The sequence below is a fragment of the Streptomyces sp. NPDC048696 genome, from assembly GCF_043198895.1.
In the GTDB taxonomy this organism is placed as follows: domain Bacteria; phylum Actinomycetota; class Actinomycetes; order Streptomycetales; family Streptomycetaceae; genus Streptomyces.
The window spans coordinates 65,857-91,618 of sequence record NZ_JBICVJ010000015.1 but is presented as its reverse complement, the minus strand read 5'-3'; the positions used below and the strand labels follow the sequence as shown (position 1 = coordinate 91,618).

Sequence of the window (25,762 nt, the reverse complement as noted above, 5' to 3'; positions counted from 1 at the left end):
GGGTGTGCCTTTTGAACGTGCGGTTCGTCGGCTGCGGACCGTGCGTGGTTGCTCGCGCAGTTCCCCGCGCCCCTTACGGGGCCCGGTACCGCGGGCCCGGTACTACGGGACCACGACGACCTTCGAGCCGATCGTCGCGAACGTCCACAGCGCGTCCCCGTCCGCCCGCTTCATGCGGATGCCGCCGGTGTGCTTGCTCGGGTCGGGGGTGGGCAGCGTGCCGTTGACGGCGGCGCTGAAGCCGATCGTCACGGAGTCGACGGCGGTGAAGCGGACCACGTGCTCGATCTCCACGCCGTCCGAACCGGTGACCTTGCTGGAGCGCGAGGTCACCGCGTACGTGCCGGGCTTCGGGTTGACCGTCGCGGGCATGACCTCGAAGTTCTTCGGCGGCTGGCCCTTCAGGGCCTTCGTGCCGACCAGCCAGACGCGCTTGGCGCTCAGCGAGTACACGGTGCGCGGGCCGATGCCGGTGTTCTCCGGGAGCGCCGTCGCGTCCTTGCCGGGGGCCGAGCCCTTGGGCGGTACGGCGGCCGAGGCGTGCGGGGAGGGCGAGACGGTGGTGCCCGGGGCCGCCAGATCCGCGGCCGAGGGGGCGCTCGCCGACGCCTGGTAGGCGAGGAAGCCGACCACCGCCAGCGCCGCCGCGGTGAGCCCGGCCACAAATCCCGAGCTGCTCCGTGCCACCTGTCGGCCCCTTTCGTACGAACACACCTGCCGGTCATATATCTGCGGCTGACGGTAGCAGCCGGTGGCGGCCAGGGCGGGACGCCGTGCCTCCGGCGCCGTGGCCGTAGGCTGTTCGCGTGCTCTTGCTCGCCGTTGATACCGCCACCCCCGCCGTCACCGTCGCCCTGCACGACGGCACGGACGTCGTCGCCGAGACCAGTCAGGTGGACGCCCGCAGACACGGGGAGCTGCTGCTGCCCGCCGTCCACAAGGTGCTCGCCGACGCCGGACTGAAGCTCGACGCCGTCACGGACCTGGTCGTCGGGGTCGGCCCCGGCCCGTACACCGGACTGCGCGTCGGTCTGGTGACGGCCGCGACCTTCGGCTCGGTGCTCGGCGTGCCGGTCCACGGCCTGTGCACGCTCGACGGCCTCGCCTACGCCAGTGGGATCGAGGGGCCGTTCGTGGTCGCCACCGACGCCCGCCGCAAAGAGGTCTACTGGGCCCGCTACGACGACTTCCGCACCCGTGCGAGTGAGCCGTCCGTCGACCGGCCCGCCGACATCGCCGAGCAGGTCGCCGGGGTGCCGGTGGTCGGCGCGGGCGCGCTCCTCTATCCCGAGGTGTTCCCGGACGCGCGCGGGCCCGAGCACCAGTCGGCGGCGGCGCTCGCCTCCCTGGCGGCCGAGCGGCTGGCGGCGGGCGCGGAGTTCCTGCCGCCCACGCCGCTGTACCTGCGCCGCCCGGACGCCCAGGTGCCCAAGAACTACAAGGTGGTCACTCCCCGGTGAGCGGCGTCGCGCTGCGGGAGATGCGCTGGTGGGACATAGCGCCGGTGCTGGCCCTCGAACACGACCTCTTCCCCGAGGACGCCTGGTCGGCCGGGATGTTCTGGTCGGAGCTGGCGCACGCCAGGGGGCCGGGCGCGACCCGGCGGTATGTGGTCGCCGAGGACGAGGAAGGCACGGTCGTCGGCTACGCGGGTCTCGCGGCGGCCGGCGGGCTCGGCGATGTGCAGACCATCGCCGCCGCCCGCGACCAGTGGGGGACCGGGCTCGGCGCCCGGCTCCTGACCGATCTGCTCAAGCACGCCACCGCCTTCGAGTGCGACGAGGTCCTGCTCGAAGTGCGGGTGGACAACACCCGGGCCCAGAAGCTCTACGAGCGCTTCGGCTTCGAGCCCATCGGCTTCCGGCGCGGCTACTACCAGCCGGGCAACGTCGACGCGCTCGTGATGCGACTGATCGTCCAGGAACACGACCGAGAAACAGAAGAGACTGACTGATGGCTGCTGACGAACCGCTCGTACTCGGTATCGAGACCTCCTGCGACGAGACCGGCGTCGGCATCGTGCGCGGTACGACGCTGCTCGCCGATGCCGTCGCGTCCAGCGTGGACACCCACGCCCGGTTCGGCGGCGTGGTGCCGGAGATCGCCTCGCGCGCGCATCTGGAGGCGATGGTCCCCACCATCGAGCGCGCCCTGAAGACCGCCGGGATCTCCGCCAAGGACCTCGACGGCATCGCGGTGACGGCGGGTCCCGGGCTCGCGGGCGCGCTGCTCGTCGGCGTCTCGGCGGCCAAGGCGTACGCGTACGCGCTGAACAAGCCGCTGTACGGCGTCAACCACCTCGCCTCGCACATCTGCGTCGACCAGCTGGAGCACGGCCCGCTGCCCGAGCCGACGATGGCGCTGCTCGTCTCCGGCGGCCACTCCTCGCTGCTGCTCGCGCCCGACATCACCGCCGACGTACGGCCGATGGGCGCGACCATCGACGACGCGGCGGGCGAGGCCTTCGACAAGATCGCCCGGGTCCTCGACCTGGGCTTCCCGGGCGGCCCGGTCATCGACCGGCTCGCCAAGGAGGGCGACCCGGCCGCGATCGCGTTCCCGCGCGGTCTGACCGGCCCGCGCGACGCGGCGTACGACTTCTCCTTCTCCGGTCTGAAGACGGCCGTGGCCCGCTGGATCGAGGCCAAGCGCCGGGCGGGCGAGGACGTGCCGGTCCGGGACGTGGCCGCGTCCTTCCAGGAGGCCGTCGTCGACGTCCTCACCCGCAAGGCCGTACGGGCCTGCAAGGACGAGGGCGTCGACCATCTGATGATCGGCGGCGGCGTCGCCGCCAACTCGCGGCTGCGCGCGCTGGCCCAGGAGCGCTGTGAGCGGGCGGGCATCCGGCTGCGGGTGCCCCGGCCCGGTCTGTGCACCGACAACGGGGCGATGGTGGCGGCGCTCGGCGCCGAGATGGTGGCCCGCAACCGGCCCGCGTCCGACCTGGAGCTGTCGGCGGACTCCTCGCTGCCGGTGACGGACCCGCATGTGCCGGGCACGCACGGCCACTCGCACGACCACGACCATGTGCACGAGATCAGCAAGGAGAACCTGTACTCGTGACGGTCGCTCTGATGTGGGAGGCGCGGGCGGCCGAGGGCCGGGGCGCGGAGCTGCTGGAATGGGCCCGCGCCCAGTCGCTGCCGTCCGTGCCGCTGCGCCGGGAGGTCTTCGCGGCGCCCCAGGACCGCGTCCTGGTGATCACCTGGTGGGACGCGGCGTACGACGCGGATCTCCCCGAACTCCCGGAGCCCGACGGCGAGTTGGTGACCCGGGCGGTGCACCGCTGGCGGTTCGAGTCGCTGGGAGTGGAACCTCCCGCCTGAATTCTGCATCGAGCTGTACGCAGGGATGTATGCAGGGATGTACGCGTCGGCGGTCGGACGGTTGGTTCACAGTGGGTAAGAAGAGCGCGGCAGCGGCGGCACTGGTTCTGTCTGGGGTGTTGCTGGCCACGGGCTGTTCGTCCGGTTCGTCGGGCGACTCCGGGGACGGCGGGAAGAAGACGGGCGGCGCGGCGCCCGCCACGCCGTCCGGGTCGGCCTCCGCCCCGGCCGACGACAACGGCTCCGCGAGCGAGGCCGCGTACCGCAAGTGGGGCCTCAAGCCGTTCCCGGCGGCGCCCGCGCCCCCGGCCGACAAGCCCGTGAAGCCGAAGCCGGGCGAGGTCCCGGTGATCAGCGACATCCCGACGGACAAGAAGATCGTCTTCGTGACGTTCGACGACGGGGCCGAGAAGGACCCCAAGTTCGTCGAGATGATGCGGGATCTGAAGGTCCCCTTCACGATGTTCCTGACCGACGCGGCCATCAGCGACAACAAGGGCTACTTCAAGCCTCTCCAGGAGCTCGGCAACTCCATCGAGAACCACACCCTGACGCACCCCAACATGCGTACGGAGAGCGGTTCCCGGCAGCAGCACGAGGTATGCGGCCAGCAGGAGAAGCTGACCAAGGAGTACGGCAAGGCCCCCCGGCTCTTCCGCCCGCCGTACGGCAACTGGAACGAGGCGACGCGCGCGGCGGTCAAGGCGTGCGGGCCGCAGACGATCGTGCTGTGGCGCGAGTCGATGCAGATCCAGAACATGCAGTACCAGCGCGGTGACAAGAAGCTGCACCCCGGCGACATCATCCTCGCCCACTTCCGGGGCAAGGGTGAGCTCAAGGGCCACACGATGACGGAGATGGTGGCGAACATGTTCCGCCACATCCAGGAGCAGGGCTTCGCGGTGGCCCGCCTGGAGGACTACGTCTAGAGCCGCGCCCGATGGGCTCGGGAGCGGGAGCGGGAGCTGCGGCGGGGGCGGGCGCGGGGCTGGGGCGCGATGAGTTTCCGGAGCGGGTCCGGTCTACCTCTCGGAAGCCGCCGGCACCCGCCGGAGGCCCGGCCGACCGGGAGGCAGCACCCATGCCCGCACAGAAGATCACGACGTTCCTGTGGTTCGACGACCAGGCCGAGGAGGCCGCGAAGTACTACGTCTCCGTCTTCGGCGGCGACTCGCGGATCGTCGACAGCACGCGGTACACGGACGCGGCGCCGGGCCGCACCGGCTCCGTCATGACGATCACCTTCGAGCTCGCGGGCCAGCAGTACACCGCCCTCAACGGCGGCCCGCAGAACTGGAGCTTCAACGAGTCCATCTCGCTCGCGGTGACCTGCGAGGACCAGGACGAGGTCGACGAGCTGTGGGCCAGGCTCACCGCCGACGGCGGCGAGGAGGGCCCGTGCGGCTGGCTCAAGGACAAGTACGGGCTGTCCTGGCAGATCGTCCCGCGCCAGATGCAGGAGATCCTGAGCGGCGGCGACCCGGCGGGCGTGGACCGCGCGGTGAAGGCCATGATGGGCATGGGGAAGCTGGACGTGGCGGCCCTGCGGGAGGCGTACGAGGGGAAGTGAACGGGGGACGGCGGCAGGGCCGGTGGGGCCCTGGTGCCGGCGGCCCGGAGCCGGGCGCCCGGACGCGCGCCGCCCGCGCACCCAGTGCCGGCCGTCACCGCCGGTGCAGCAGCTCCACTACGCTCGCGATGTCCTCCTCGCCGTGCCCGTCCGCCGTGTGCCGGCGCATCAGGTCGAAGAGCGGGGTGAGGAGGTCGGCGCCGATGCCCTGGGCGCGGACGAGGTCCGCGAGCGCGTCGTGCGCCGCGACCTGCATGGCGAGGTTGGAGCCGGTCGTCGCGTACTCGCCCTTGGCGGCCTGCGCGGCCATCGCGGGCAGACCGCCGGACATGGCGTGCAGCCACGGGACCAGCAGCGCGGTCGTGAACTCCTCGACGTCCCCGCCCGCCGACCGCACCAGCGCCACCGACTGCAGGAACCCGGCGAACATCCCGTACATGCCGGTCAGCAGCGCCAGATCGTGCAGCGGGGCCTGGCCCGCGTCGTCGCCCAGGTAGACCGCGCGGCCGAAGACCTTCAGCGTCTCGCGGTGCGCCTCGAAGGCGATGGTGGAGCCGCTGTACAGCACCAGGGACTCAGGGCCGCCGATCATCGCGGGGACGGCCATGATGCCGCCGTCGAGGTAGTCCGCGCCCAGCGCCCGTACCTTGTCGGCCAGTTCGCGTGCCTGGGCCGGGGAGCCGTTGGTGAGGTTGACGACCACCCGCCCGCGCAGCGCGGCGCCGTCCGTGTCGACCAGCGCGTGCACATCGGCGTACCCGAGCAGGCAGAAGACCACCACCTCGCTCGCCTCGGCTGCCGCCGCGACCGTCGCGGCCCGCCGGGCGCCGCGCTCGACGAGCGGGTCCGCCTTCGCGGGGGTGCGGTTCCAGACCGTGGTCTCGTGCCCCGCCGTGAGCAGGGCCCGCGCCAGGGCGCTCCCCATGGCCCCCAGGCCGACGACCGATACCGAACTCATCGTGAACTCTCCTTTTTCGGGCGCGTTGTTGATCTGCATCGAGTCTCGGCCGGGGTGCGCGGCACGACAAGTACCCACTAATAAGTGCGTACTTACCCATAGGTGCGTACGGGACGAAGGGCGGGTCGCAGGGCGGGGCGAGGGTCGGGGCAGGGGGTCCGAGTGGGCATCCGTACGCCGGTAACCTCGTGCGCATGTCAGCCCGCACGCCCCTGCCGCCCCCGCCACCACCTGCGCATATCCGTGCCTGGCCGGACCGTGACGCGCTCCTGGCGGACCGGGCGGGCGTCCTGAACGACCTGCTCGGCCGCCTCCTCGGCCCCGGGCGGATCGCGGCGCACTGGGGCTGGGCGGTGCTGCTCGCGACCGGCTGGGCGTTCACGGGGACGGCGGTGATCGCGTTCACCGAGGCGCTGGACGCGCTGTCGCTGCTGTTCGGTTTCGTCTGCCTGGTGATCGGCGTCGCCACGCTCGTACCGACCTCGATCGCGATAGCGGCCGGGGTGCGGGGGGACGCGCGGATCCGTGAACTGCTCGTCCAGTGGGCCGAGCTGGACCGTCACCCGGCGGCGGACGCGGCGCTGCGCGCGGGCGGCCCGGTCCTCGGCTGGCTGCTGCCCGGCGCCCTGATGTGCGCGCTGGGGCTGTACGTGTGCGTGGCGGTCCCGGCGAGCGCGCGGCCGGGGGACGACACCTACGGGATGGTGACGCTCGGGATGGGCCTGGGCCTGGTGTGCTGGCTCATGGGGCTGATCGCGGTGACGAAGGCGGTGAGGCACCGCCGCTGGGCCCTACGGTTCCTCGCGCCCGCGCACCTATCCTGAACGCGCGTACGGAACGTACGGACGCGCGTTCACGGGGAAGAGGCAGCAGATGGAATGGTATTGGTGGGTCCTCATCGTCTTCTGGATGGGTGGCTTCGGCTGGGTGGCCGACAACGCGCGCACCGCGCTGCGCACCCGCCACGAGCGCAAGCTGGAGCGACTGGAGGCGGCCAGGAAGGAACGGATCGCCCTGGAGGCCGCCAACCGGCCCCCGGAGCCGGTCTGCGGCTGCACCCACCATCTCGCCAAGCACGACAAGCAGGGCAAGTGCCACGAGCGGGTCGAGGTGCCGGTCGCCTGGGACGAGTCGAAGAAGCCGGTCCGCTTCGAGTCCGGTCAGTGCAACTGCCAGCAGTACGTGGGTCCGCAGCCGCTGTCCCAGGTGTACGCGGAAGAGCTCACCGACCTCGCGTGACCAGCCGCTCGGCGACGGCGGTGAGCCAGGCGCCGGGGCCGTACGGCGCGGGCGGATCGACCTCCATGCCGAGCTCGGCGAGGGCGTCGGCGTACCCGGACTCGTCGAGCCCGAGGCCGAGGAGTTCATGCACCTCGCCGCTGAGCCGGGCGGTCAGATCGGCCTGGGTGGAGCCCAGGTAGTCGTCGAGCGCGGCGTCGTGGTCGGCGAACTCGTCCGGCATGTCCTGCGAGAACCAGCCACCGAGCAACTGCCCGAGTTCGGGGAACCGCGCGTGCCACTCCCAGTGGGTGCGGGGTGCGCCGGGCGGCGGCACCTCACCCGTCTCGACGCTGTGCCGGATGTGGTCGGCCAGCGTCACGAGCCACGCCTGGATCTCGGAGTCGGCGAGCCCCACGTCGGGCACGGGATAGAACTCACCGAGCCGCAGCCTCAGCCGCCCGGGCGGATTCTTCGCGTACTCCCGCAGCTGGGTCTCGGCGGTGGCCAGCGCCCAGGGACGGGTGTGCCAGGTGTGCCGCAGGTACGCGTCCAGGGCGGTGCTTCGCTTCTCGGGCGTATCGTCGCCGACGAGCCCGAGATAGGCCCGCAGGACCTGGTCCAACTCCCCGTACTTACGGTCGTGTTCGAACGGCTTCAGGGACATCGGGCGGGCCTCAGAGGTAGACGGGGAAGGTGGCGTGCACGGTGAAGCCGTGCGGGCTCGCGTCGCTGCGCCTCAGCACGACCCGGGCGGCCCGCACCTCGACGGCCCCGCGCCCGGCCAGCATCATGGCCTGGATCAGCACCCGCCCGACCGGCTCGTCCCGCGAGGGCCACGCGGCCTCGATGGTGAGCCGCTGCCGGGTGGAGCGGGCCAGCCAGCGGTGGATGACCTGCTCGTTGGCGGTCACCACGTGCTGGGTGGCCCATTGGGCGGTTTCGCGGTCGGGGTAGGTGGCGGAGCGGATACGCATGCCAGGTCGCCTATCGTCTCAGGTCCGTCTGCCACACGGGAGGGTGGAACTCCTTCATGTGGTCGATGCACAGCCTCGCCAGCAGCGGGAGGAAGTCCACGAAGTCCGCGTCGCCCGAGCCGCCGCCGAGCTCCTGGGCGAAGAAGCGGTCCAGGGCGTCCTCGTCGTGGAAGAGCGCCAGTGCCTCGGTGCATTCGGCCGCCACGCCCGGGAGTTCCCAGGGGCAGGCGGGGTGCACCTGGGAGATCCACATCCGGATGCCTTCTTCGGCGGTGGCGTCGCTCATCCCGTCGGAGATCGCGCTGCCGTCCTGGCCGAAGTAAAGGGACAGTATCCGGCTCAGGCGGGGGAATCGGAGGAGGAGTTCTCTGGTGGTGGCCGTCGCCCCGCTTTCGGGCAGACGGTTCCATTCCTCGACATGGGCGGCGATTTCCCGGAGTACGGCGGGTGTGCGGTCGGCGGGATCCGCCGGCGGAATGTGCTGCACGGCAGGCGGCGGATCCGAGGGGGCGGCGGCGAAAAGGTCCGCCGCCAGGCGGAGTTCGGCCGCGATCTCGTAGAGGTTCCTGCCGCCCTCCTCGGCGGAGTTCGCCAGGCCGCGGATCAGCGGAGCCAGCGCGGCCCGCCATTCCCCGGGATCGCCGGGCAGCGTGCCGTTCCGGAACGGTTCCAGGAGGGTTCTGGCACCGGCGAGCCGGAAGTACTCGATCGTGTCTTGGCGGAATGGCACGGTGTCAGGGCTTCTTTCCCACGATCGGCATGGACGTCATGACGGTGAACGGCGGATCGAGATCCGGATTGTAGACAAGTTTGGTCTTGACGCCGTAGGTGTCCTCCGCCTTGTCCACCGGGTTCGGGCTGTTCCGCATCTCCTGCCGGTCGATGCTGCGGCCGTTCACGCCGTACGGCGTCTGGTCGGAGGTGAATTCGAGCGGCGCGCCCTTGTCCGGGTGTTTCGCGATCCACTCGCTGATGGCCTGCTTGTTCTGGTCGATGTTGTACTGGGTGACCCGCTGCGCCGCACCCAGGTCCTTGAACGTCGACGCGTTCGCCAGCCGCGGCTGACCGTAGGGCCAGGAGCTCTCCGGCTTCACCGGGCCCTTCAGCTCGTCCCGCAGGCGCTGGGCGAGCTGCTCGTCGGTCAGGCCGACGTGCTTGTTCACCGTGTGCGAGTTCTCCAGCCACTCGGTGGACGCCAGGTCCACGTCGTAGATGCCCAGGTCGGTGTTGCCCGGCTTGGTCCAGCGGTGGCTCTGCTTGAACTCGTCCATCGACCGCGCGCCGTACGCCTCGGCCCTGGCCTCCTCCGCCTCGTACGTGGGCGCGCTGTCGAACGCCTCGTCCAGCTCCGGCAGCAGCGCCTTGAGCGCCGTGGCCGCCTCGTGGAACGCCTTCTGGTAGCCGTCGACCGCCCGGTCCACGGCGTCCTTGTCCATGTGGGAGCGGAACTTCATCACGATCTCGGCGAACAGCAGCCCGGCCGCCAGCCGGGTCATCTCCTCGAAGTCGAGGTCCTCGGTGATGTCCTTGATGGTGGCCTTGCCGGCCTCCGCGCCCAGGCGCGAGGTGGTGTCCCGGGTGGTGTCGGCGACCTTCGCCACGTCGTGGAAGATCTTGTGCACCGCGGTGCCGGTCTTCTGCAGGATCTCGATGATCGGCTGGCGGTCGCCGGGCGCCTTGTCGGGGTTGGTGCGCCACTCGCGGCCCGTGCCGCCCTTGGGCACGGCCTTGCCGTCCTCGCTGCGCGGCTCGCCCCAGGCGGTGGTGCCCCAGACCGACTGGCAGAAGCCGTTCATGGCGTGCTGCCAGTCGTTGTTCTTCGCGTCGGTGATGCCGCCGATGATGTCCGCGAAGTTGTGCGCGGACGTCTTGGCGGCCTCGCCCACCCGCTGCCAGGCGTCGCCGATCTTGCGGAGGTCGTCCGTCTCGGCGCCGGGCGTGATGTCGTACGTCTTGCCGAGCCGCAGGCCCTGCTTGATCGCGGGCTCGATCGCCCAGGAGACGAAGTCCGGGATCTCGCCGAGCGCCGCGAGGAACGGGATGTCGGTGCCGTCGCCCGTACCGGTCCACTTGATCGAGGCGACCGGGCCGTAGTGCGTGTTGCCGACGCCGATCGGCGGGTCCTGGCGCGGCGCCGGGCCGTCGTGCTTCATCCCGGCGGCCGCCCAGTCGGCGGCCTGGTAGTGGTTGGCCGTCGTGGTGAGGCCGACGGCGACGCCGCCGATGCTCTGGATGCTGCGTGCCCACACCTCCAGGAAGCGCTTGGCGACGTCCGCGTACGCGGCGGCGAACGCGTCCGGGCCGTCCCCCTTGCCCGCGGCCTGCCGGCAGTGGACGTCCTCGACCAGCTGGTTGCCGGCCTTGTGGAAGGTGAACTGCTCGTCCCGGACGAGCACGGAGGCGTAGTACAGATGGCCCGGGCGCACCTCGAAGCCGCCGTTCGCGTCGGGCTTCGGCTGCTTCAGCCGCTCCCGCTCCCACTCACGGCGCTTGTCGCTGGGCGTGCCGTCGGGGCCGGTGGGCGGCGGTGGCGGCGGCTTGTAGTTGGGGTCGGGGGAGGTGCCCGGGGACGGCGAGGGCGTCTTGTCCGGGTTCGGTTGCGAGGGCTTGACGTCGCCCGCGGAGGGTGAGGCCGAGGCCGACGGCTGCGGCACGGGCGTGGCCATCAGGCGGCCCCCCAGCCACGCATGACGGCCCGGTGCGCCGCCGCGTAGTTGGCGTGGCCGGTGGTGACGACCTCGTGGAGCCAGGCCTGGCGGGCCTGGAGGTCCTGCATGTCGCGGTCCCAGCGGTCGAGTTCGTCGACGAACGCCTCGCGGGCCGCGCCCTCCCAGGTCAGCACGACCTTCTCGGTACGCTGGTACAGCGAGCCCAGCTCCTCGTTGAGCTGCTTGAGGATGTCCTCCAGCTCGCCGGCGAGCTCGCGCAGCGTGCCGAAGCTGACGGCTATGTGGTCGTCGTCGGGCATGTTCCCCTGTTCCCCCGTTGAGCGTTCGTACGGCCCTGGCTGCCGGACGTCAGAGATCGCTGATGCTGCTGCGCGGCCCCGGCTCGGGGGCCTGGGCCTGGAGCGCGTCGGCCTCGCGGGCGACGTCGACGTGGTCCTGGATCTCCCGCATCCGCGCGAGGACTTCGAAGTCCTGCTCGCTGAACCCGTCCCGGCTCAGCCGCACGGCCTCCTCGATGACCTGGATGACGTGCCGGATGCGCACGGCGTCCTTGGCCGCGCCCCGGTGCAGATCGCGGTAGGCCGACCCGGCCGGGCCCCGCCAGCCCGCCTCGATCCGGTCGACGATCCCGTCCATCCGGCGGACCTGCTTGTCGAGATGGCGCTGCATCTTGTCGAGATCCCCGGCCAGCGTCTTGAGCCCGTCCTCCTCGGGCACGCCGAGATCCGGCCGCTTGTCCACCATCGCCCCCCTCGAATGTCTGGATGATCTCTTGCACCCTAACAACGCCCTGTGACAACAGCGCAGTTGCAAAGAGGGGGGAATGTGACGAGCGTTACGCCGCAGGCGCCACCGGGTGGCCGACCAGCATCGTCGGCGCTCCCGCCACCCGGGTCAGGAACACGGTGGCCGCATTGCGCCCCTGGAGCTTCATCTTGCGCCGCAGCTCCTCGGGCTCGACCGCCGAGCCCCGCTTCTTGACGGTCAGGATCCCGACCTCGCGCTCGCGCAGCAGCGCCTTCAACTTCTTCATGTTGAAGGGGAGTTCGTCGGTGATCTCGTACGCGGTGGTGTACGGGGAGACGTACGGCTCGTCGTTCGTGACATACGCGATGGTCTCGTCGATGAGGCGGCCGCCGCTGGCCGCGACGATCTCGGCGACCAGGTGCGCGCGGATGACGGCGCCGTCCGGCTCGTACAGATACCGCCCGACCGGTCCCACCGGCGGGGCCGGGAGCGGGGCCGAGGTCCACAGGGACGCGTGCGCGGGCAGGAGCGTGGCGCGGACGGAGCCGGGGGTGACGCCGCCGCGCGCCTCGCCGCCGCCATGGGACCCGGCGCCGCCGCGTGCCTCACCGGCGGCCGCTTCGGGAGTTCCGCCCCCGAACCACAGCACCGCCTCCTTCACGTCCCCGCCGTCCGAGATCCACTCGGCCTCGGCCTGCGGCGGGATCGCCTCGTGCGGGATACCGGGGGCGATCTTGAGCGCGGCGAACGGCGCCTTCAGGGCCGCGCCGACCGCCCACGACAGGGGTGGCGAGTACGCCTCCGGGTCGAAGATCCGCCCGCGCCCCCCACGCCGCGCCGGGTCCACGAACACCGCGTCCCACCCTGACGTGTCCACGTCCGCCACATCCGCGCACCGCACCTCGATCAGCTCGGCGAGCCCGAGCGCCGCCGCGTTGGCGCGGGCGACCTCGGCCGTGAGCTCGTCGCGGTCCACCGCGAGGACGGCGATGCCCGCGCGGGCCAGCGCGAGCGCGTCGCCGCCGATGCCGCAGCAGAGGTCGGCGACCCCGCGTACGCCGTGCGAGGCGAAGACCCCGGCGCGGTAGGCGGCCACCGAGGCCCGGGTCGACTGCTCGACGCCGTTGGGCGTGAAGTACATCCGGTACGCGTCGTCCGCGCCGAACTTCGCCACCGCACGCTGGCGCAGCCGCGCCTGCGCCAGCGCCGCCGAGACCAGCTCGGGGGCGTGCGTGCGGCGCAGCCGGGTCGCCACCGCCAGTTCCTGGGACGGGTCGTAGTCGCGGAGCGAGTCCAGCAGGCCCCGGCCCTCGGGGGTGAGCAGGGCGCGGAAGGAGTCGAGGTCGTTCACCTGCCCCATTGTGGGCCAGGCGGGGGACGGGGCGCGTCCTGTGGCGGGTGTCGCCCCGGGGATCGGGCCCGGCGCTGACAGGATGCGGCGGCATGCAGCTAGTACGACAAAAGGAAGAATTCAGACCGGTCGGACCACCTGAATCGCTCGGACCACCCCAATCGCTCGGACCATCCGGACCACTCGGGGCATCGGCATCGCGCGGCGCTCCGCGCCCACCGCGCGCCCCGCGCACGCGCCGCACGCCCTGTCTCGTTCTCGCCGGTCTCGTCGCCGCCGCGCTCGCCTCCGGGTGCGCCGCCGAGGAGCCGGGCGGCGGGCGGCACGGGAGCAAGCCCGCCGGTGGGTCGCAGGCGTACCAGAACGACGCCGCCCGCGCCCTGGCCGGCTACTCCGACCAGCTCAAGGAGGCACAGGCCGCGCGGGTCGCCGCCACCAAGAAGTGGAAGCTGGCCAAGGTGCCGCTGGCCGCGCCCGCCCCGCCCGCCGTCAAACCGAAGATCACCAACCGGCCGGGGTTCGAGACCGACGGCGGGGACTCGCTGCCGCCCGTCTTCACCACCGTGCCGACCAAGAAGCGGATCGTCTTCCTCACCATCGACGACGGGGCCGAGAAGGACCCGGCGCTGCTGAAGATGATGCAGGAACTGCGCATCCCGTACAGCGCGTTCCTCAGCGACTACCTCGTCCGCACCGACTACCCGTACTTCAAGCGGATGCAGGGCCTCGGCGTCACCCTCAACAACCACACCCTCAACCACCGCTATATGCCCGCGCTTTCGTACGACACCCAGCACCACGAGATCTGCGACCAGCAGGACAAGATCGAGAAATGGGCGGGCAAACGGCCCCGGCTCTTCCGGCCGCCATACGGCAACTACAACGAGGACACGCTGCGCGCGGCTCAGTCGTGTGGCGTCAAAGCCGTGCCCTTGTGGGCGGCGGAGGCGTTTCCCGATCACATGGAATGGCGCGAGTGGGACCGCGACCTGCACCCCGGCGACATCATCCTCACCCATTTCCGGGGACGCGAGGACTGGAAGGGCACCATGCCCGACATGATCCGCAACGTCATGAAGGTGGTCACCGACAAGGGGTACGCGGTGGCCAGGCTGGAGGACTACGTATGACACGCGCGCACCGGCGGCTGGCCGGTCTGCTGGTGGCCGGTGCGCTCGCGGTCTCGCTGTTCTCCATGGCGGGCTGCGCGCAGTCCGTCGACCCGATCGGGCGCCTCGGCCGCAAGGCGGCGGCGAAGGTCGCGCCCCGCACGGGCGGGCGCGAGGCCGCCGCACGGCGGTGGGGGCTCGCGGGACCGCTCCCGCCCGCCCCCGCGCCCCCCGCGCGCCGCCTCGCACTTCCGTTCGTGGTGGACCGGGTGCCGCTGCCCGACCGGCAGAAGGTCGTCTTCGTGACGTACGACGGAGCCGTACGGGACCCCGCGCTCCAGCGGATGGTCCGCGAGCTGAAGCTGCCCGTCTCCACCTTCGCCGCGCCGTCCGGCCACGCCACCGACCTGCGGGCGCTGCCGTACGAGGGGCAGCGGGCGGAGATCTGCGGGCGCGGGGTGCGGCCGCAGCTGTTCCGCCCGCCGTCCGGGGCGTACAACGCGGACACCCTGCGGGCGGCGCGGGCGTGCGGGGTGCGGTCGCTGGTGCTGTGGCGGGCGTCGATGTCGGCGCGGGGGGACGCGTTGCGCTACCGCTCGGGGGCGCGGCTGCGTCCCGGCGACATCGTGCTGGCCCGCTGCACCGGCCCGGGCACCCCGGCGGCGCGCGCCGCGCGGATGCTGAGGCGGATCCAGGAGCAGGGGTTCACCGTGGGGCGGCTGGAGGATTACATGTAGGGGCTCGTGGTTCGCCTGCGGGCCGCGCCGGGCTTGTCGCCACCCGAAACAACCGCACCGGGAAAGCGCCCCCCACGTCCGCGAATCCGGCCGCCACGGCCATCGGCTTGGCACTCCGCTTGACCGAGTGCTAACCGCCGTCCTAGTCTCGGCTCTGGCACTCCCCACCGGAGAGTGCCAACACAGCGACGGGCAGGTCCGGCACCCGCGACGACGGATCCACCTGGTCGCCACCCCAAACAGTTAACCCCGTGAGATCTCCGAAGGGGGAGACCGGATCGTGACGACCGCCAGCTCCAAGGTTGCCATCAAGCCGCTTGAGGACCGCATCGTGGTCCAGCCGCTCGACGCCGAGCAGACCACGGCCTCCGGCCTGGTCATTCCGGACACCGCGAAGGAGAAGCCCCAGGAGGGCGTCGTCCTCGCCGTGGGCCCGGGCCGCTTCGAGAACGGCGAGCGCCTTCCGCTCGACGTCACCGTCGGCGACGTCGTGCTCTACAGCAAGTACGGCGGCACCGAGGTGAAGTACAACGGCGACGAGTACCTCGTCCTCTCGGCTCGCGACGTGCTCGCGATCATCGAGAAGTAATCGCTTCACCGGCACATGTGCCTGAGCTGCGCCCCTGGTCAACCCGCTAGCCGGGCGGCGAGGGGCGCAGTTTTCATTCACCGAGTTTTCCGAGAGGGCTGAACCGCTCCCATGGCGAAGATCCTGAAGTTCGACGAGGACGCCCGTCGCGCCCTTGAGCGCGGCGTCAACAAGCTTGCCGACACGGTCAAGGTGACGATCGGCCCCAAGGGCCGCAACGTCGTGATCGACAAGAAGTTCGGCGCTCCCACCATCACCAACGACGGTGTCACGATCGCCCGCGAGGTCGAGCTCGACGACCCGTACGAGAACCTGGGCGCCCAGCTCGTGAAGGAGGTGGCGACCAAGACCAACGACATCGCGGGTGACGGCACCACCACCGCCACCGTGCTGGCCCAGGCGCTGGTCCGCGAGGGCCTGCGCAACGTCGCCGCCGGCGCCTCCCCGGCCGCCCTGAAGAAGGGCATCGACGCGGCGGTCAAGGCCGTCTCGGACGAGCTGCTCGCGACCGCCCGCCCGATCGAGGACAAGTCCGACATCGCCGCCGTGGCCGCGCTCTCCGCGCAGGACACCCAGGTCGGCGAGCTCATCGCCGAGGCGATGGACAAGGTCGGCAAGGACGGTGTCATCACCGTCGAGGAGTCCAACACCTTCGGCCTGGAGCTGGAGTTCACCGAGGGCATGGCCTTCGACAAGGGCTACCTGTCCCCGTACATGGTCTCCGACCAGGAGCGTATGGAGGCCGTCCTCGACGACCCGTACATCCTGATCAACCAGGGCAAGATCTCCTCGATCCAGGACCTGCTGCCGCTGCTTGAGAAGGTCATCCAGGCCGGCTCCTCCAAGCCGCTCCTGATCATCGCCGAGGACGTCGAGGGCGAGGCCCTGTCGACCCTGGTCGTCAACAAGATCCGCGGCACGTTCAACGCCGTGGCCGTCAAGGCCCCGGGCTTCGGCGACCGCCGCAAGGCGATGCTCCAGGACATGGCCACCCTCACCGGTGCCACCGTCATCGCCGAGGAGGTCGGCCTCAAGCTCGACCAGGCCGGTCTGGACGTGCTGGGCTCCGCCCGCCGCGTGACCGTCACCAAGGACGACACCACGATCGTCGACGGCGGTGGCAACAGCGCCGACGTGACCGGCCGTGTCGCGCAGATCAAGGCCGAGATCGAGTCCACGGACTCCGACTGGGACCGCGAGAAGCTGCAGGAGCGCCTGGCGAAGCTCGCCGGCGGTGTCTGCGTGATCAAGGTCGGCGCCGCCACCGAGGTGGAGCTCAAGGAGAAGAAGCACCGCCTTGAGGACGCCATCTCGGCGACCCGCGCCGCGGTCGAGGAGGGCATCGTCTCCGGCGGTGGCTCCGCGCTCGTCCACGCCGTCAAGGTGCTCGACGGCGGCCTGGGCAAGTCCGGCGACGAGGCCACGGGTGTCGCGGTCGTCCGCCGCGCCGCCGTCGAGCCGCTGCGCTGGATCGCCGAGAACGCCGGTCTTGAGGGTTACGTCATCACCTCGAAGGTCGCCGAGCTCGACAAGGGCCAGGGCTTCAACGCCGCCACCGGCGAGTACGGCGACCTGGTCAAGGCCGGCGTCATCGACCCGGTCAAGGTGACGCGCTCCGCCCTGGAGAACGCCGCTTCCATCGCCTCCCTGCTGCTCACGACCGAGACCCTGGTCGTCGAGAAGCCGGCCGACGATGAGGCCGACGCCGGTCACGGCCACGGTCACGGCCACAGCCACTGACGTCGTACGACGGCTGGGCTCGCGTAGGCAGATACGCGTGAAGGCCCCCGTTCCCGCCATTTCGGCGGGGGCGGGGGCCTTCCCCGTTGCCGTGTTCCCGGTTTCGGGAGGCTTTCGGCGGCTCAGTCGATGGCGCCCAGCTGCCTCATCAGCTTCATGGCGTCGTAGTGCCACCAGCCTTCCTGGATCTTGTCGTTCTTGAACCGGAAGATCGTGGTGCCGGTCATGGTGACCTGCTTGCCGGAGGCCGGGATGCCCATGAAGTCACCCTTGTGGGTGGCCTTCCAGGTCCACAGCGTCACCACGTCGTCGCCCTCGCAGATCTGCCGGTCGAGGTCGAAGGTGTAGTCGAAGGCCGCCCGCCACCCGGTGACGTCGTCGCGTATCCCGTCGGAGCCGACGACCGTGTCCTTCTCCTTGAGGACGTCGTGGTCGGCGTAGTCGGCCGCGAACACCTCGTTGATCGCGTCGAGGTTGCCGCCCGTGGCGATCTCGTGGAAGAACCGGCGGGCGGTTGACGCGTTCAACTGGTCGTTGCGCACCACATCCAGGTCCGTGAAGGTGGGCATACCGTCGCAGAGCGCCACCATCTCCTCGAAGATCCGGTTGGTCTCCGGGAGGTTCGAGTTGGCCATGGCCTCTTCGTACGAGGGAAATTCGACGATCTCGACGAAGTGGGAGGCGTCGGAGCGGTCCTTGCCGATGACGTTGTGGGAGGCGGTCCGCTTGCCCTTGGTCAGCTCGATCCACTGATCCATGAGCTGGTCCAGGTCGCTGAACCGCTCGGTCTTGAAGTCGATTATCTGTGCGAATGTCATGGCGTCTCCCGGCTGGCTCGGGGTGCGATACATCCATTTTAGTGAGATTTGACCAGGCCGGGCGGGGGAGCGGGGCGGCGACCGGCGAGGGCGTGCCGGGAGCGCGGCGGGGGCGTGGCGGCGGGCGTGGCGGCTCACGCCGAGTGGTGCAGGGCCGCCGGGAGTACGGGGTCGGCGAACGGCACCCCGGCCGCGTACCGCTCCAGCTCGTCGAGCGCCTGGTCGGCCATCCGGTGCAGCTCGTTGCCGAGCGACCCGGCGATGTGCGGGGTGAGCAGTACATTGGGCAGGTCGTACAACGGGCTCTCACGGGGCGGGAGTTCGGGCTCGGTGACATCCAGTACGGCGTGCAGCCGGCCGGAGACCAGCTCGCCGAGCAGGGCGGACTCGTCCACCAGGGACCCGCGCGCGGTGTTCACCAGTGTCGCCCCGTCGGGCATCGCGGCCAGCTGGCGGGCGCCGATCATGTGCTCGGTGGCCGGGAGCTGGGGTGCGTGCACCGAGACGACACTGCTGCGGGCGCAGAGCGCGTCCAGGCCGACGAGCTCTACGCCCAGCTCCGCCGCCTCGACCGCGTCCATGTACGGGTCGTGCAGCAGCACCCGGAAGTCGAACGGCCGCAGCAGTTCGATCACCCGGCGGCCGATCCGGCCCGCCCCGACCAGGCCGATCGTGCGGTGGTAGTTGCCGGCGCCGTCGGATTCCCGCAGCCAGTCGTGCGGGGCGCGCAGCCCGGCGTACCGCTGGGCGGCGGGCAGCACGCGCTTGCCCGCGAACAGGATCGCGGCCAGCGTGTACTCGGCTACCGGCAGCGCGTTGGCGGCCGCCGCCGAAGTCACCGCGATGCCCCGGTCCCAGCACGCGTCGGTGATGTGGTGCTTCACCGACCCGGCGGCGTGCACGACGGCCCGCAGCCGGGGCGCGGCGGCCAGCACCTCGGCGGTGAGCGCGGGCGCGCCCCAGCAGGTCAGCAGCACTTCGGCCTCGGCGAGAGCCGCCGCCACGGCCGGTGCGGGTGAGACCAGCTCATGGGCGACGAGGCGGGGGTCGGTACGGGCGAGCGAGGCGAGCCGGACGAGGTGCCGCTCGGCGAACAGCCGGTCGGCGATCCCGGGTCCCATGGCGAGGAGGACGGCGGGGAGGCGGCGGGGCTCGGATGCGTGGGGTTCGGAGGCGTCGGGCTCGGCCGGGCGGTGTTCGGACGCGTCCGGGGCGGTCGGGCCGGGCTCGGTCGGGCCGGGTTTGGTCGGGCCGTTGTCAGTGGCGTGGTGCATGGTGGAACTCGGGCTCCTCACAGGGGCGTTGTCCATGGGTAACCGGCTGTCCGCCCGTTCGGTCACTTGACGCTGCCCGCCGTGAGACCCGCCTTCCAGTGCCGCTGGAGGGCGACGAAGGCGACGACGAGGGGGAGGACGGCGAGCAGGGAGCCGGTGACGACGAGGGGGTAGAAGGAGGGCTCGGCGTGGGTGTTGGAGTTCCACGCGTAAAGGCCGAGGCTCAGCGGGAAGAGCTTCTGGTCCGAGAGCATCACCAGGGGGAGGAAGAAGTTGTTCCAGATCGCGGTGAACTGGAAGAGGAACACGGTCACGAACCCGGGCATCACCATGCGCAGCCCGATCGACCAGAACGCGCGCAGCTCGCCGGCCCCGTCGATACGGGCCGCCTCCAGCGCCTCGTCGGGGATATAGCTCGCGCTGAACACCCGGGAGAGATAGACGCCGAACGGGTTCACAAGCACGGGGATCAGCACCGACCAGTACGTGTTGACCAGCCCCGTCCTGCTCGCCAGCAGATACATCGGCAGCGCGAGCGCGGTGGACGGCACGAGCACGCCGAGCAGCACCACCCCGAACAGCTTCTCCTTGCCCCGGAAGCGGTACTTGTCGAAGGCGTACCCGGCGGCGACGCTGATCAGCGCGCAGACGACCGCGCCCCCGCCCGCGTACAGCAGTGAGTTGAGATACCAGCGGAAGTAGACGCCGTCGTTGTAGGAGGCCAGGCCGGAGAGGTTTCTGCCGAGGTCGAAGCCCTTGAAGGAGAAGGCGTCGCCGCCGAGCAGGCCGCCGGTGTCCTTGGTGGCGGCGGTGATCAGCCAGAGGAGGGGGAAGAGCGTGTAGCCGACGGAGAGCAGCAGCGCGCCGTTGACGGCGGCCTTGGAGAGCCAGCGGGGGGTGACCGGGGTGCCCTCGGTGGCCGGGGCGGCTGGGGTGGCCGGGGCGGTCATGCCCGCGCCCCTTTCCGGGTGGTGAGACGGGTGACGGCGAAGGACAGCAGCGCGGCGGTGAGGGCGAGCAGCACGGCCGCGGCCGCGGCGAGGCCGTAGTCGTTGCGGGCGAAGGCCGCGGTGTAGGCGTACATGTTCGGCGTCCAGGTCGAGGTGACCGCCGAACCGCTGCCCTGGTTGAGGATCAGCGGCTCGGTGAACAGCTGGAGCGAGCCGATGACCGTGAACAGCGCGACCATCCCCAACGAGGTTCGGATCAGCGGGACTTTGACGCTGAACGCGATCCGCCAGGCCCCCGCGCCGTCCATCGTTGCCGCCTCCAGGACGGACCGGTCGATGGCCTGGAGGGCCGCGTAGAAGATCACCATGTTGTAGCCGAGCCATTCCCACAGCGCGATGTTGACCACGGAGGGGAGGGCGCCGTCGGGGGAGAAGAAGCTGAATCCGACACCGCCGGAGTCCATGGCCCGTACGACCGGGCTGAGGCCGGGTGTGTAGAGGTACACCCAGATCAGCGCGGCGATGATGCCGGGCACGGCGTGCGGCAGGAAGAGCGCCAGCTGGAAGAAGCGGCGGGCGCGGGCGAGACCGGAGTCGAGGAGCAGCGCGAGGGCGAGTGCCCCACCGACCATCAGGGGGATGTAGACGACGCAGTAGCCGAGCAGGATCCAGAAACCGTCGCGGAACGCCCGGTCGCCGAGGGCCGCCGTGTAGTTGTCGAGCCCGCTGAACACGGACTCGGCACTGCCGAACCCCAGCCCCGACTGCTTCTCGGTGAACAGGCTCAGCCAGACCGCGTACCCGATCGGCACGACCGTCACGGCGGTGAAGAGGACGAAGAAGGGGGCGAGGAGCACGGCGGCGGCGGTGTTCGTGCGGCGGTGGGTGGCGTCCGTGCGGCGGCGGGCAGAGCCTGCGCGTCGTGGCGACGTGCCCCGTGAGGGGCGCGGGGCAGTGCGCGACCGGCCACAGGCGGCCCGCAGCGTACCCACCGCACTTCCGGCGGAGCCCACGTGCTCAGCCCTCGACCTTCAGACCGCGCTTCTTCAGCTCGGCCACGGTGGCGTCATGGGCGGCCCGCAGCGCGTCGGTGATCTTCACCGAGCCGCCGGAGACCTTGCCGAACTGGTCCTTGAGCGTGGTGTTGGTGGTCCCGGTGGTGGGGCCCCAGCTCCAGGCGGGGTTGATCGAGGCACCGGCCGCGTCGAAGAGCCGGTAGATGTCCTCGCCGCCGTAGAACCCGGCGTCGAACGCCTTCTCGGCGGCCGGGCGCAACGCGACGTCGGCCGGGAACGCGCTGGACGTGCCCGGTGCGATACGGGCCCTGACGCCCTCCTCGGTGGTGGACATCCAGGTGGCGAACTCGACGGCGGCCGCCGCCTTCCTGCTGCCCTTGGTCACCGCCCAGGTGGAGCCGCCGAGCATGCCGCTGGCGGGCTTGCCGTCCCAGGTCGGCACCGGGGCGACCCCCCACTTGCCGCTCTGGTCGGGCAGCGTCGACTTGAGGACGCCCGCGCCCCAGGAGGCGCCGAGGTAGCCGACGGTCGAGCCGTCCTTGAGCGCGGCGGTCCACTCCGGGCTGAACGAGACGGCCGTCTGCACCAGCTTGTCGTCGATCAGGCCCTGCCAGTAGTCGGCGACCTTGTTGGTGGCGGCGTCCGAGGTGTTGAGCTTCCAGGTGTCGCCGTCGGCCTTGAACCACTGGGCCCCGGCCTGCCAGGCCATCGCCTCGAACGTCGTCGGGTCGTCCGGCATGAAGGTGGCGATCCGGGCCTTGGGGTCGGCCTTCTTGGCCTGCTCGGCGGCGGTCCGGAACTCCGCCCAGGTCCTGGGCACCTGGATGTTGTTCCTGGTGAAGAAGTCCTTGCGGTAGTAGTACGTCTGGGGCGCGGCGTCGAACGGGACCGCCCAGCTCCTGCCGCCCAGCGTGGTCAGCTCGACCGCCTGCGGCAGGAACTTCTTCCGTACGTCGTCGGTCAGATACGGGCCGATGTCCTGGAGCGCGCCCTGGCTGACGAACTCGGGGAGCATCGGGTACTCGATCGCGACCAGGTCCGGCGCGTTGCCCGCCCGCACGGCGTTGGAGATCTTGGCGTAGCCGCCGGCGTTGCCGGACGGTATCTCCTCGAACTTCACCTTGATGTTCCGGTGCGAGGCGTTGAACGCGTCCACCACGTCCTTCGACCCCTTCTGCCAGGCCCAGAAGGTGAGGGTGACGGGCTTGTCGGCGGTGCCCTTGCCGCCGCCCGCGCCGGAACCGCCGTCACCGCCGCCGCAGGCCGAGAGCAGGGCGAGGGCGGTCGCGACGGTGACGGCCGCGGTGGTCGATCTGGTCCAACTGCGGTTCACGGAGCGGCTCCTGAACGTGAGGGGACGAGGCGATGGCCGCGATCCTTGAGCCGTTCCTGACCGAAGTCAAGAGCGAAAGTTCGAATGATCGAAAAATGATCGAGTTAGGGGTGAGCGGTCGTTGCGGCCTGAAGCGCGGGAGCGTCGGTGTCCTCGCCCGGGCGCGGTGCGCCGCACGAGGACCGCACCCGCAGGCGGGGCAGCAGGTCCACATGGCGGCGCGGCCCCGCGCTCGGCTCTGTCGAGGCGCCCCGCAGCCGCTCGATCAGCAACTGCGCCGCGTACCGGCCCACTTCGTGCTTGGGCGGGGCCACCGCCGTCAGCGGGATGTCGGCGAGCGCCGCCACCTCGTCGTCGTACGCCACCAGCGCCAGGTCCTGCGGTACCCGTACGCCCAGCTCGGCGAGGCGCTGCACGATCCGTATCGCGTCCACGTCGTTGTGGACGAGCGCCGCCGTGGCCTCGCCGTCGCCCATGGCGTCGAGCAGCGCCCGCACGGTCGCCTCGAACCCGGCCGGGTCCGTCTCCGCCGGGACCGAACCGATCACCGGACGCGGTGCCTGGAGCCCCAGCGCGTCCAGCGCCTGGCGGTACCCGGCCCGCACCGCGACCGCCGTCGGGCTGTCCGCCCGCGCCACCAGGAGCGGCGCGCGGTGCCCGAGCCCGGTCAGATGGCGTACCGCGAGGAGCACCCCGTGAGCGTGGTCCGAGCAGACCCGGTCCAGGTCGTCCAGCGCCCCGCCGGGCACCCCGCGCCGCTCCAGGAGCACGGTCGGCACCGGCAGTTCGGCTATCCACCGCCCGTGCTCGACCGGGTCGTGCGGCTCCTTCCAGCCCGGCGCGACCAGCAGCCCCTCGGCCCCCGCCGCGACCAGCCCGGCCGCGAGCGCCGGGTCGTCCTGCGGGCGGTAGTCCGAGATCCGCAGGATCAGCCGGGCCCCGGCGGCGGCCGCCGCCTCGTGCGCACCCCGGATGACCTCGGCGAAGTAGTAGGTGGCGTTCGGTGCCAGCATGCCGAGCACCAGCTCGCGGCCACCGCCACCGCTCCCGCCGCCCGGTATGCCCTGCGCGGGCACTCCCGGTGCGCCCTCGGTGTGCGGCCAGGACACCTTGCCGTGCACCCGGTCGAGCAGACCCCGTACGGCCAGCGCCTCCACGTCCCGGCGCGCGGTCACCGGGGAGACCCCCAGCTGCCCGGCCAGGTCGGAGACCCGCACCGAGCCGCGCCGGCGCACCAGCTCCAGCAGTCGGTCGTGACGTTCAGCGGCACTCTCTCGCACGGCGGCAGTCCCCCTCGCAGTGTGGCGCCCGGTGTCCCGGGGCCATGACCCTAATGCACCCTGATCGAACGACAAGAGTTTCGATCATTCGGTCCGACTCCATTGACGTTCGATCAGCCAGCCCCCTAGATTCCGTCGCAGTCCCGAACCCGCCGCAGTTCCGAACCGCCGCAGTCCCCGAACGGGACACGGTCCCGAACTCCGACACGGTCCCGGACCGGGAGCATCATGCCGACACCACCCCTCGATCATGAGCTCAGCCCGTACACCGGCTGGACCCGCGGCCACTGGGAAGACGTGGCCGATCAACTCCTCCTCTCCGTACGCCCGTACGCCTCGCCGCGCCACGGGCTGATCAACCTGCCCGGCGACCGCCCGAGCTGGTCCGGACCCCGCTCCGACGGCCTCGAAGGCTATGCCCGCACCTGGCTGCTCGCCGCGCTGCGGATCGCGGGCGCGCGCGGCGACGACCCGCACGGCCACCTCGACCGCTACGCCGACGGTCTCGCGTCCGGCACGGAACACCCGCTGCCCACCGGTGAGTTGAGCAGCACGAGCCCCGACTCCTGGCCGCGCATGGCCGAGGTGCGCCAGGCGGTGGTCGAGTCCGCCTCGGTCGCCCTCGGGCTGCGCCTCACCCGCCCCTGGCTCTGGGACAGGCTCGACGACCGCGTCCGCCAGCGGACCGTCGACTGGCTGCTGCCCGCCCTCGGCCCCTCGCCCGTCGACAACAACTGGTGGTTCTTCGGCCTCACCGTCGCGGGATTCCTCCAGGACGCCGGCATCGAGACCGACCGCGCCTCGGCCACCATCGAGCGCGCGCTGGAACACGTCGATCAGTGGTACCTCGGCGACGGCTGGTACAGCGACGGCCCCCATCGCTCCTTCGACCACTACAACGGCTGGGCGCTCCACTTCTATCCCGTCCTGCACGCTCATTTGGGTGACAACCGGGAACTCCTCGACCGCTACGGCCCCCGGCTGCGCGCCCACCTCGCCGCGCACACCCGGATGTTCGGCGCCGACGGCGCACCCATGCCGTACGGGCGCTCCCTCACCTACCGCTTCGCCGCCGCCGCGGCCCCCTGGCTCGGCGCGCTCACCGGCCACACCCCGATGACCCCCGGCGCCACCCGCCGCCTGGCTTCCGGCACCCTCGCGTATTTCATGGACCGCGCGCCCGGCCGGGGCGCCATCGACGAGCGGGGGCTGCTCACCCTGGGCTGGCACGGCCCGTATGCGCCGATCGTCCAGGGCTATTCGGGCCCGGCCTCGCCGTACTGGGCGGCGAAAGGATTCCTCGGGCTGCTCATGCCGCCGGAGCACCCCGTGTGGACGGCCGTCGAGGAGCCGCTGCCCGCCGAGACCGGGGACGCGGCCGTCACCCTGGGTCCGCCCAACACCCTGATCCAGTCCACGGTTTCGGACGGCGTCGTCCGGCTGCACAACCACGGCACCGACCACCGTCTCGGCCCGGCCGAGGACCCCTGCTACGCCCGGTTCGCCTACGCCACCCGTACCGGCCCGACCTGCGGGGACGTGCGTGACAACCACTTCGGGCTCGTCCTCGACGACGGCACGGTCACCGAGCGGGGGTTCGCCGGACCCCTCGGCGGCGGCCCCGGCTGGGCCGCCTCCGCCGCGCGGCCGCTGCCCGGGGTGCGGACGGTGTCCGTCACGCTGGTCCACGGCCGGGCCGAACTCCGGGCCCATCTGGTCGTCGGCGCCCGGCCCGGCACACGCGTACGCCAGACGGGGTGGGCCGTCACCGGGCCGGAGCTGACCGGCGAGCTGCACGCCGTGGCGGGGTACGAGCCGCACGCGCGCGTAGTGGCCGCCGGATCAACGCTCTTCGGCCCCGACGCACAGGTGGCGGTCCTCGACGGGGTGACCGGGGACGGCCCGTCGCTCTTCGTCGCGCTCGCCTCCCTGACGGCGCAGGAGCACCCGGCTCCCCTCCCCGACCCGGGCACCGCCGTCCGAATCGAGGGCCGCACCGTCCAAGTGAGCTGGGACGACGGCACCACGTACGAGCTCGTGCTGGACGGCCCGGCCCCGACCGTCCGCACGTTCCGTACGACGGGGCCCTGACTTCCTGCC

The 25,762-nt window shown here is 71.4% G+C and carries 28 protein-coding genes; 13 read left to right on the top strand and 15 right to left on the bottom strand.

Annotated features, from left to right (window positions below):
* Nucleotides 1-102: 102 nt before the first annotated feature.
* On the bottom strand, nt 103-687 hold the full coding sequence (locus ACGFRG_RS28150) for a hypothetical protein (protein WP_361426550.1): 585 nt from the start codon (nt 685-687) through the stop codon (nt 103-105).
* A gap of 119 nt (nt 688-806) precedes the next feature.
* On the opposite strand from ACGFRG_RS28150, the gene tsaB reads away from it, so the two are divergent.
* The 6 genes from tsaB to ACGFRG_RS28120 all read left to right on the top strand — a co-directional run bounded on the left by tsaB (nt 807) and on the right by ACGFRG_RS28120 (nt 4,896).
* Nucleotides 807-1,460: a tRNA (adenosine(37)-N6)-threonylcarbamoyltransferase complex dimerization subunit type 1 TsaB gene (tsaB, locus tag ACGFRG_RS28145; RefSeq protein ID WP_361426553.1), complete on the top strand. Its 654-nt coding sequence runs from the start codon at nt 807-809 to the stop codon at nt 1,458-1,460.
* A 20-nt stretch (nt 1,461-1,480) separates the two neighbouring features.
* The gene (gene rimI, locus ACGFRG_RS28140; protein WP_361426766.1) at nt 1,481-1,954 is read left to right on the top strand and encodes a ribosomal protein S18-alanine N-acetyltransferase; all 474 of its coding nucleotides are present in this window, start codon (nt 1,481-1,483) and stop codon (nt 1,952-1,954) included.
* Complete coding sequence (tsaD, locus tag ACGFRG_RS28135; protein WP_393268402.1) at nt 1,954-3,063, top strand: tRNA (adenosine(37)-N6)-threonylcarbamoyltransferase complex transferase subunit TsaD; 1,110 nt, start codon at nt 1,954-1,956, stop codon at nt 3,061-3,063. The genes rimI and tsaD overlap by 1 nt, the downstream gene beginning before the upstream one ends.
* On the top strand, nt 3,060-3,326 hold the full coding sequence (locus tag ACGFRG_RS28130; protein WP_393268399.1) for a hypothetical protein: 267 nt from the start codon (nt 3,060-3,062) through the stop codon (nt 3,324-3,326). Before tsaD ends, ACGFRG_RS28130 begins: the two co-directional genes overlap by 4 nt.
* 29 nt (nt 3,327-3,355) lie before the next feature.
* Nucleotides 3,356-4,255 (top strand): polysaccharide deacetylase family protein, encoded by a 900-nt coding sequence (locus tag ACGFRG_RS28125; protein WP_393268397.1) that lies wholly within the window; start codon nt 3,356-3,358, stop codon nt 4,253-4,255.
* 152 nt (nt 4,256-4,407) lie between these two features.
* Nucleotides 4,408-4,896, top strand: a complete 489-nt coding sequence (locus ACGFRG_RS28120; protein WP_393268394.1) for a VOC family protein — start codon at nt 4,408-4,410, stop codon at nt 4,894-4,896.
* Nucleotides 4,897-4,990: 94 nt separating this feature from the next.
* On the opposite strand, the gene ACGFRG_RS28115 is transcribed toward ACGFRG_RS28120, so the two are convergent.
* Entirely contained in the window at nt 4,991-5,932 is a 942-nt protein-coding gene (locus ACGFRG_RS28115) for an NAD(P)-dependent oxidoreductase (RefSeq protein ID WP_393268391.1), read from the bottom strand.
* A gap of 116 nt (nt 5,933-6,048) precedes the next feature.
* Between ACGFRG_RS28115 and ACGFRG_RS28110 the strand changes: the two genes are divergently transcribed.
* Together ACGFRG_RS28110 and ACGFRG_RS28105 are read left to right on the top strand one after the other, a co-directional pair.
* Nucleotides 6,049-6,678 carry a hypothetical protein gene (locus ACGFRG_RS28110; protein ID WP_361426571.1) on the top strand — a complete coding sequence of 210 codons (630 nt, stop codon included), beginning with the start codon at nt 6,049-6,051 and terminating at the stop codon, nt 6,676-6,678.
* A gap of 49 nt (nt 6,679-6,727) precedes the next feature.
* Nucleotides 6,728-7,093, top strand: a complete 366-nt coding sequence (locus ACGFRG_RS28105; protein ID WP_393268388.1) for a hypothetical protein — start codon at nt 6,728-6,730, stop codon at nt 7,091-7,093.
* On the opposite strand, the gene ACGFRG_RS28100 is transcribed toward ACGFRG_RS28105, so the two are convergent.
* From ACGFRG_RS28100 to ACGFRG_RS28070, 7 genes are all read right to left on the bottom strand, one after another.
* Complete coding sequence (locus ACGFRG_RS28100; RefSeq protein WP_393268385.1) at nt 7,077-7,739, bottom strand: contact-dependent growth inhibition system immunity protein; 663 nt, start codon at nt 7,737-7,739, stop codon at nt 7,077-7,079. The genes ACGFRG_RS28105 and ACGFRG_RS28100 overlap by 17 nt on opposite strands.
* Nucleotides 7,740-7,749: 10 nt before the next feature.
* Nucleotides 7,750-8,049 (bottom strand): RNase A-like domain-containing protein, encoded by a 300-nt coding sequence (locus tag ACGFRG_RS28095; protein ID WP_361426580.1) that lies wholly within the window; start codon nt 8,047-8,049, stop codon nt 7,750-7,752.
* Nucleotides 8,050-8,059: 10 nt separating this feature from the next.
* Entirely contained in the window at nt 8,060-8,779 is a 720-nt protein-coding gene (locus ACGFRG_RS28090) for a hypothetical protein (RefSeq protein WP_393268381.1), read from the bottom strand.
* A 4-nt stretch (nt 8,780-8,783) separates the two neighbouring features.
* Entirely contained in the window at nt 8,784-10,715 is a 1,932-nt protein-coding gene (locus tag ACGFRG_RS28085; protein WP_393268378.1) for an RNase A-like domain-containing protein, read from the bottom strand.
* On the bottom strand, nt 10,715-11,017 hold the full coding sequence (locus tag ACGFRG_RS28080) for a WXG100 family type VII secretion target (protein WP_393268375.1): 303 nt from the start codon (nt 11,015-11,017) through the stop codon (nt 10,715-10,717). Before ACGFRG_RS28080 ends, ACGFRG_RS28085 begins: the two co-directional genes overlap by 1 nt.
* A 49-nt stretch (nt 11,018-11,066) precedes the next feature.
* Nucleotides 11,067-11,462, bottom strand: coding sequence for a WXG100 family type VII secretion target (locus ACGFRG_RS28075; protein ID WP_361426592.1), 396 nt, complete (start codon nt 11,460-11,462; stop codon nt 11,067-11,069).
* A gap of 91 nt (nt 11,463-11,553) precedes the next feature.
* Nucleotides 11,554-12,825, bottom strand: a complete 1,272-nt coding sequence (locus ACGFRG_RS28070; protein WP_393268371.1) for a methyltransferase domain-containing protein — start codon at nt 12,823-12,825, stop codon at nt 11,554-11,556.
* Nucleotides 12,826-12,908: 83 nt separating this feature from the next.
* Between ACGFRG_RS28070 and ACGFRG_RS28065 the strand changes: the two genes are divergently transcribed.
* The 4 genes from ACGFRG_RS28065 (at nt 12,909) to groL (ending at nt 16,991) form a co-directional block, all read left to right on the top strand.
* A complete protein-coding gene (locus ACGFRG_RS28065) occupies nt 12,909-13,946 on the top strand; it encodes a polysaccharide deacetylase family protein (RefSeq protein ID WP_361426598.1) in 1,038 nt (345 codons plus the stop codon).
* Nucleotides 13,943-14,662, top strand: coding sequence for a polysaccharide deacetylase family protein (locus ACGFRG_RS28060; RefSeq protein WP_361426601.1), 720 nt, complete (start codon nt 13,943-13,945; stop codon nt 14,660-14,662). The genes ACGFRG_RS28065 and ACGFRG_RS28060 overlap by 4 nt, the downstream gene beginning before the upstream one ends.
* Before the next feature lie 280 nt (nt 14,663-14,942).
* Nucleotides 14,943-15,251: a co-chaperone GroES gene (groES, locus tag ACGFRG_RS28055; RefSeq protein ID WP_361426604.1), complete on the top strand. Its 309-nt coding sequence runs from the start codon at nt 14,943-14,945 to the stop codon at nt 15,249-15,251.
* Between the two features lie 111 nt (nt 15,252-15,362).
* Entirely contained in the window at nt 15,363-16,991 is a 1,629-nt protein-coding gene (gene groL / locus ACGFRG_RS28050; protein ID WP_361426607.1) for a chaperonin GroEL, read from the top strand.
* A gap of 122 nt (nt 16,992-17,113) precedes the next feature.
* On the opposite strand, the gene ACGFRG_RS28045 is transcribed toward groL, so the two are convergent.
* The 6 genes from ACGFRG_RS28045 to ACGFRG_RS28020 form a co-directional block, all read right to left on the bottom strand.
* Entirely contained in the window at nt 17,114-17,809 is a 696-nt protein-coding gene (locus ACGFRG_RS28045; protein WP_361426610.1) for an ester cyclase, read from the bottom strand.
* A gap of 134 nt (nt 17,810-17,943) precedes the next feature.
* Nucleotides 17,944-18,930 carry a hydroxyacid dehydrogenase gene (locus ACGFRG_RS28040; protein ID WP_393268536.1) on the bottom strand — a complete coding sequence of 329 codons (987 nt, stop codon included), beginning with the start codon at nt 18,928-18,930 and terminating at the stop codon, nt 17,944-17,946.
* Between the two features lie 215 nt (nt 18,931-19,145).
* The gene (locus ACGFRG_RS28035) at nt 19,146-20,033 is read right to left on the bottom strand and encodes a carbohydrate ABC transporter permease (RefSeq protein ID WP_393268365.1); all 888 of its coding nucleotides are present in this window, start codon (nt 20,031-20,033) and stop codon (nt 19,146-19,148) included.
* Nucleotides 20,030-20,890 (bottom strand): sugar ABC transporter permease, encoded by an 861-nt coding sequence (locus tag ACGFRG_RS28030; RefSeq protein ID WP_361426616.1) that lies wholly within the window; start codon nt 20,888-20,890, stop codon nt 20,030-20,032. The genes ACGFRG_RS28035 and ACGFRG_RS28030 overlap by 4 nt, the downstream gene beginning before the upstream one ends.
* A gap of 160 nt (nt 20,891-21,050) precedes the next feature.
* Entirely contained in the window at nt 21,051-22,382 is a 1,332-nt protein-coding gene (locus tag ACGFRG_RS28025) for an ABC transporter substrate-binding protein (protein WP_393268361.1), read from the bottom strand.
* Nucleotides 22,383-22,486: 104 nt separating this feature from the next.
* Nucleotides 22,487-23,662, bottom strand: coding sequence for a substrate-binding domain-containing protein (locus ACGFRG_RS28020; RefSeq protein WP_393268357.1), 1,176 nt, complete (start codon nt 23,660-23,662; stop codon nt 22,487-22,489).
* Nucleotides 23,663-23,890: 228 nt separating this feature from the next.
* On the opposite strand from ACGFRG_RS28020, the gene ACGFRG_RS28015 reads away from it, so the two are divergent.
* Nucleotides 23,891-25,753 (top strand): DUF2264 domain-containing protein, encoded by a 1,863-nt coding sequence (locus tag ACGFRG_RS28015; protein WP_393268354.1) that lies wholly within the window; start codon nt 23,891-23,893, stop codon nt 25,751-25,753.
* The last annotated feature ends 9 nt before the right edge of the window (nt 25,754-25,762 follow it).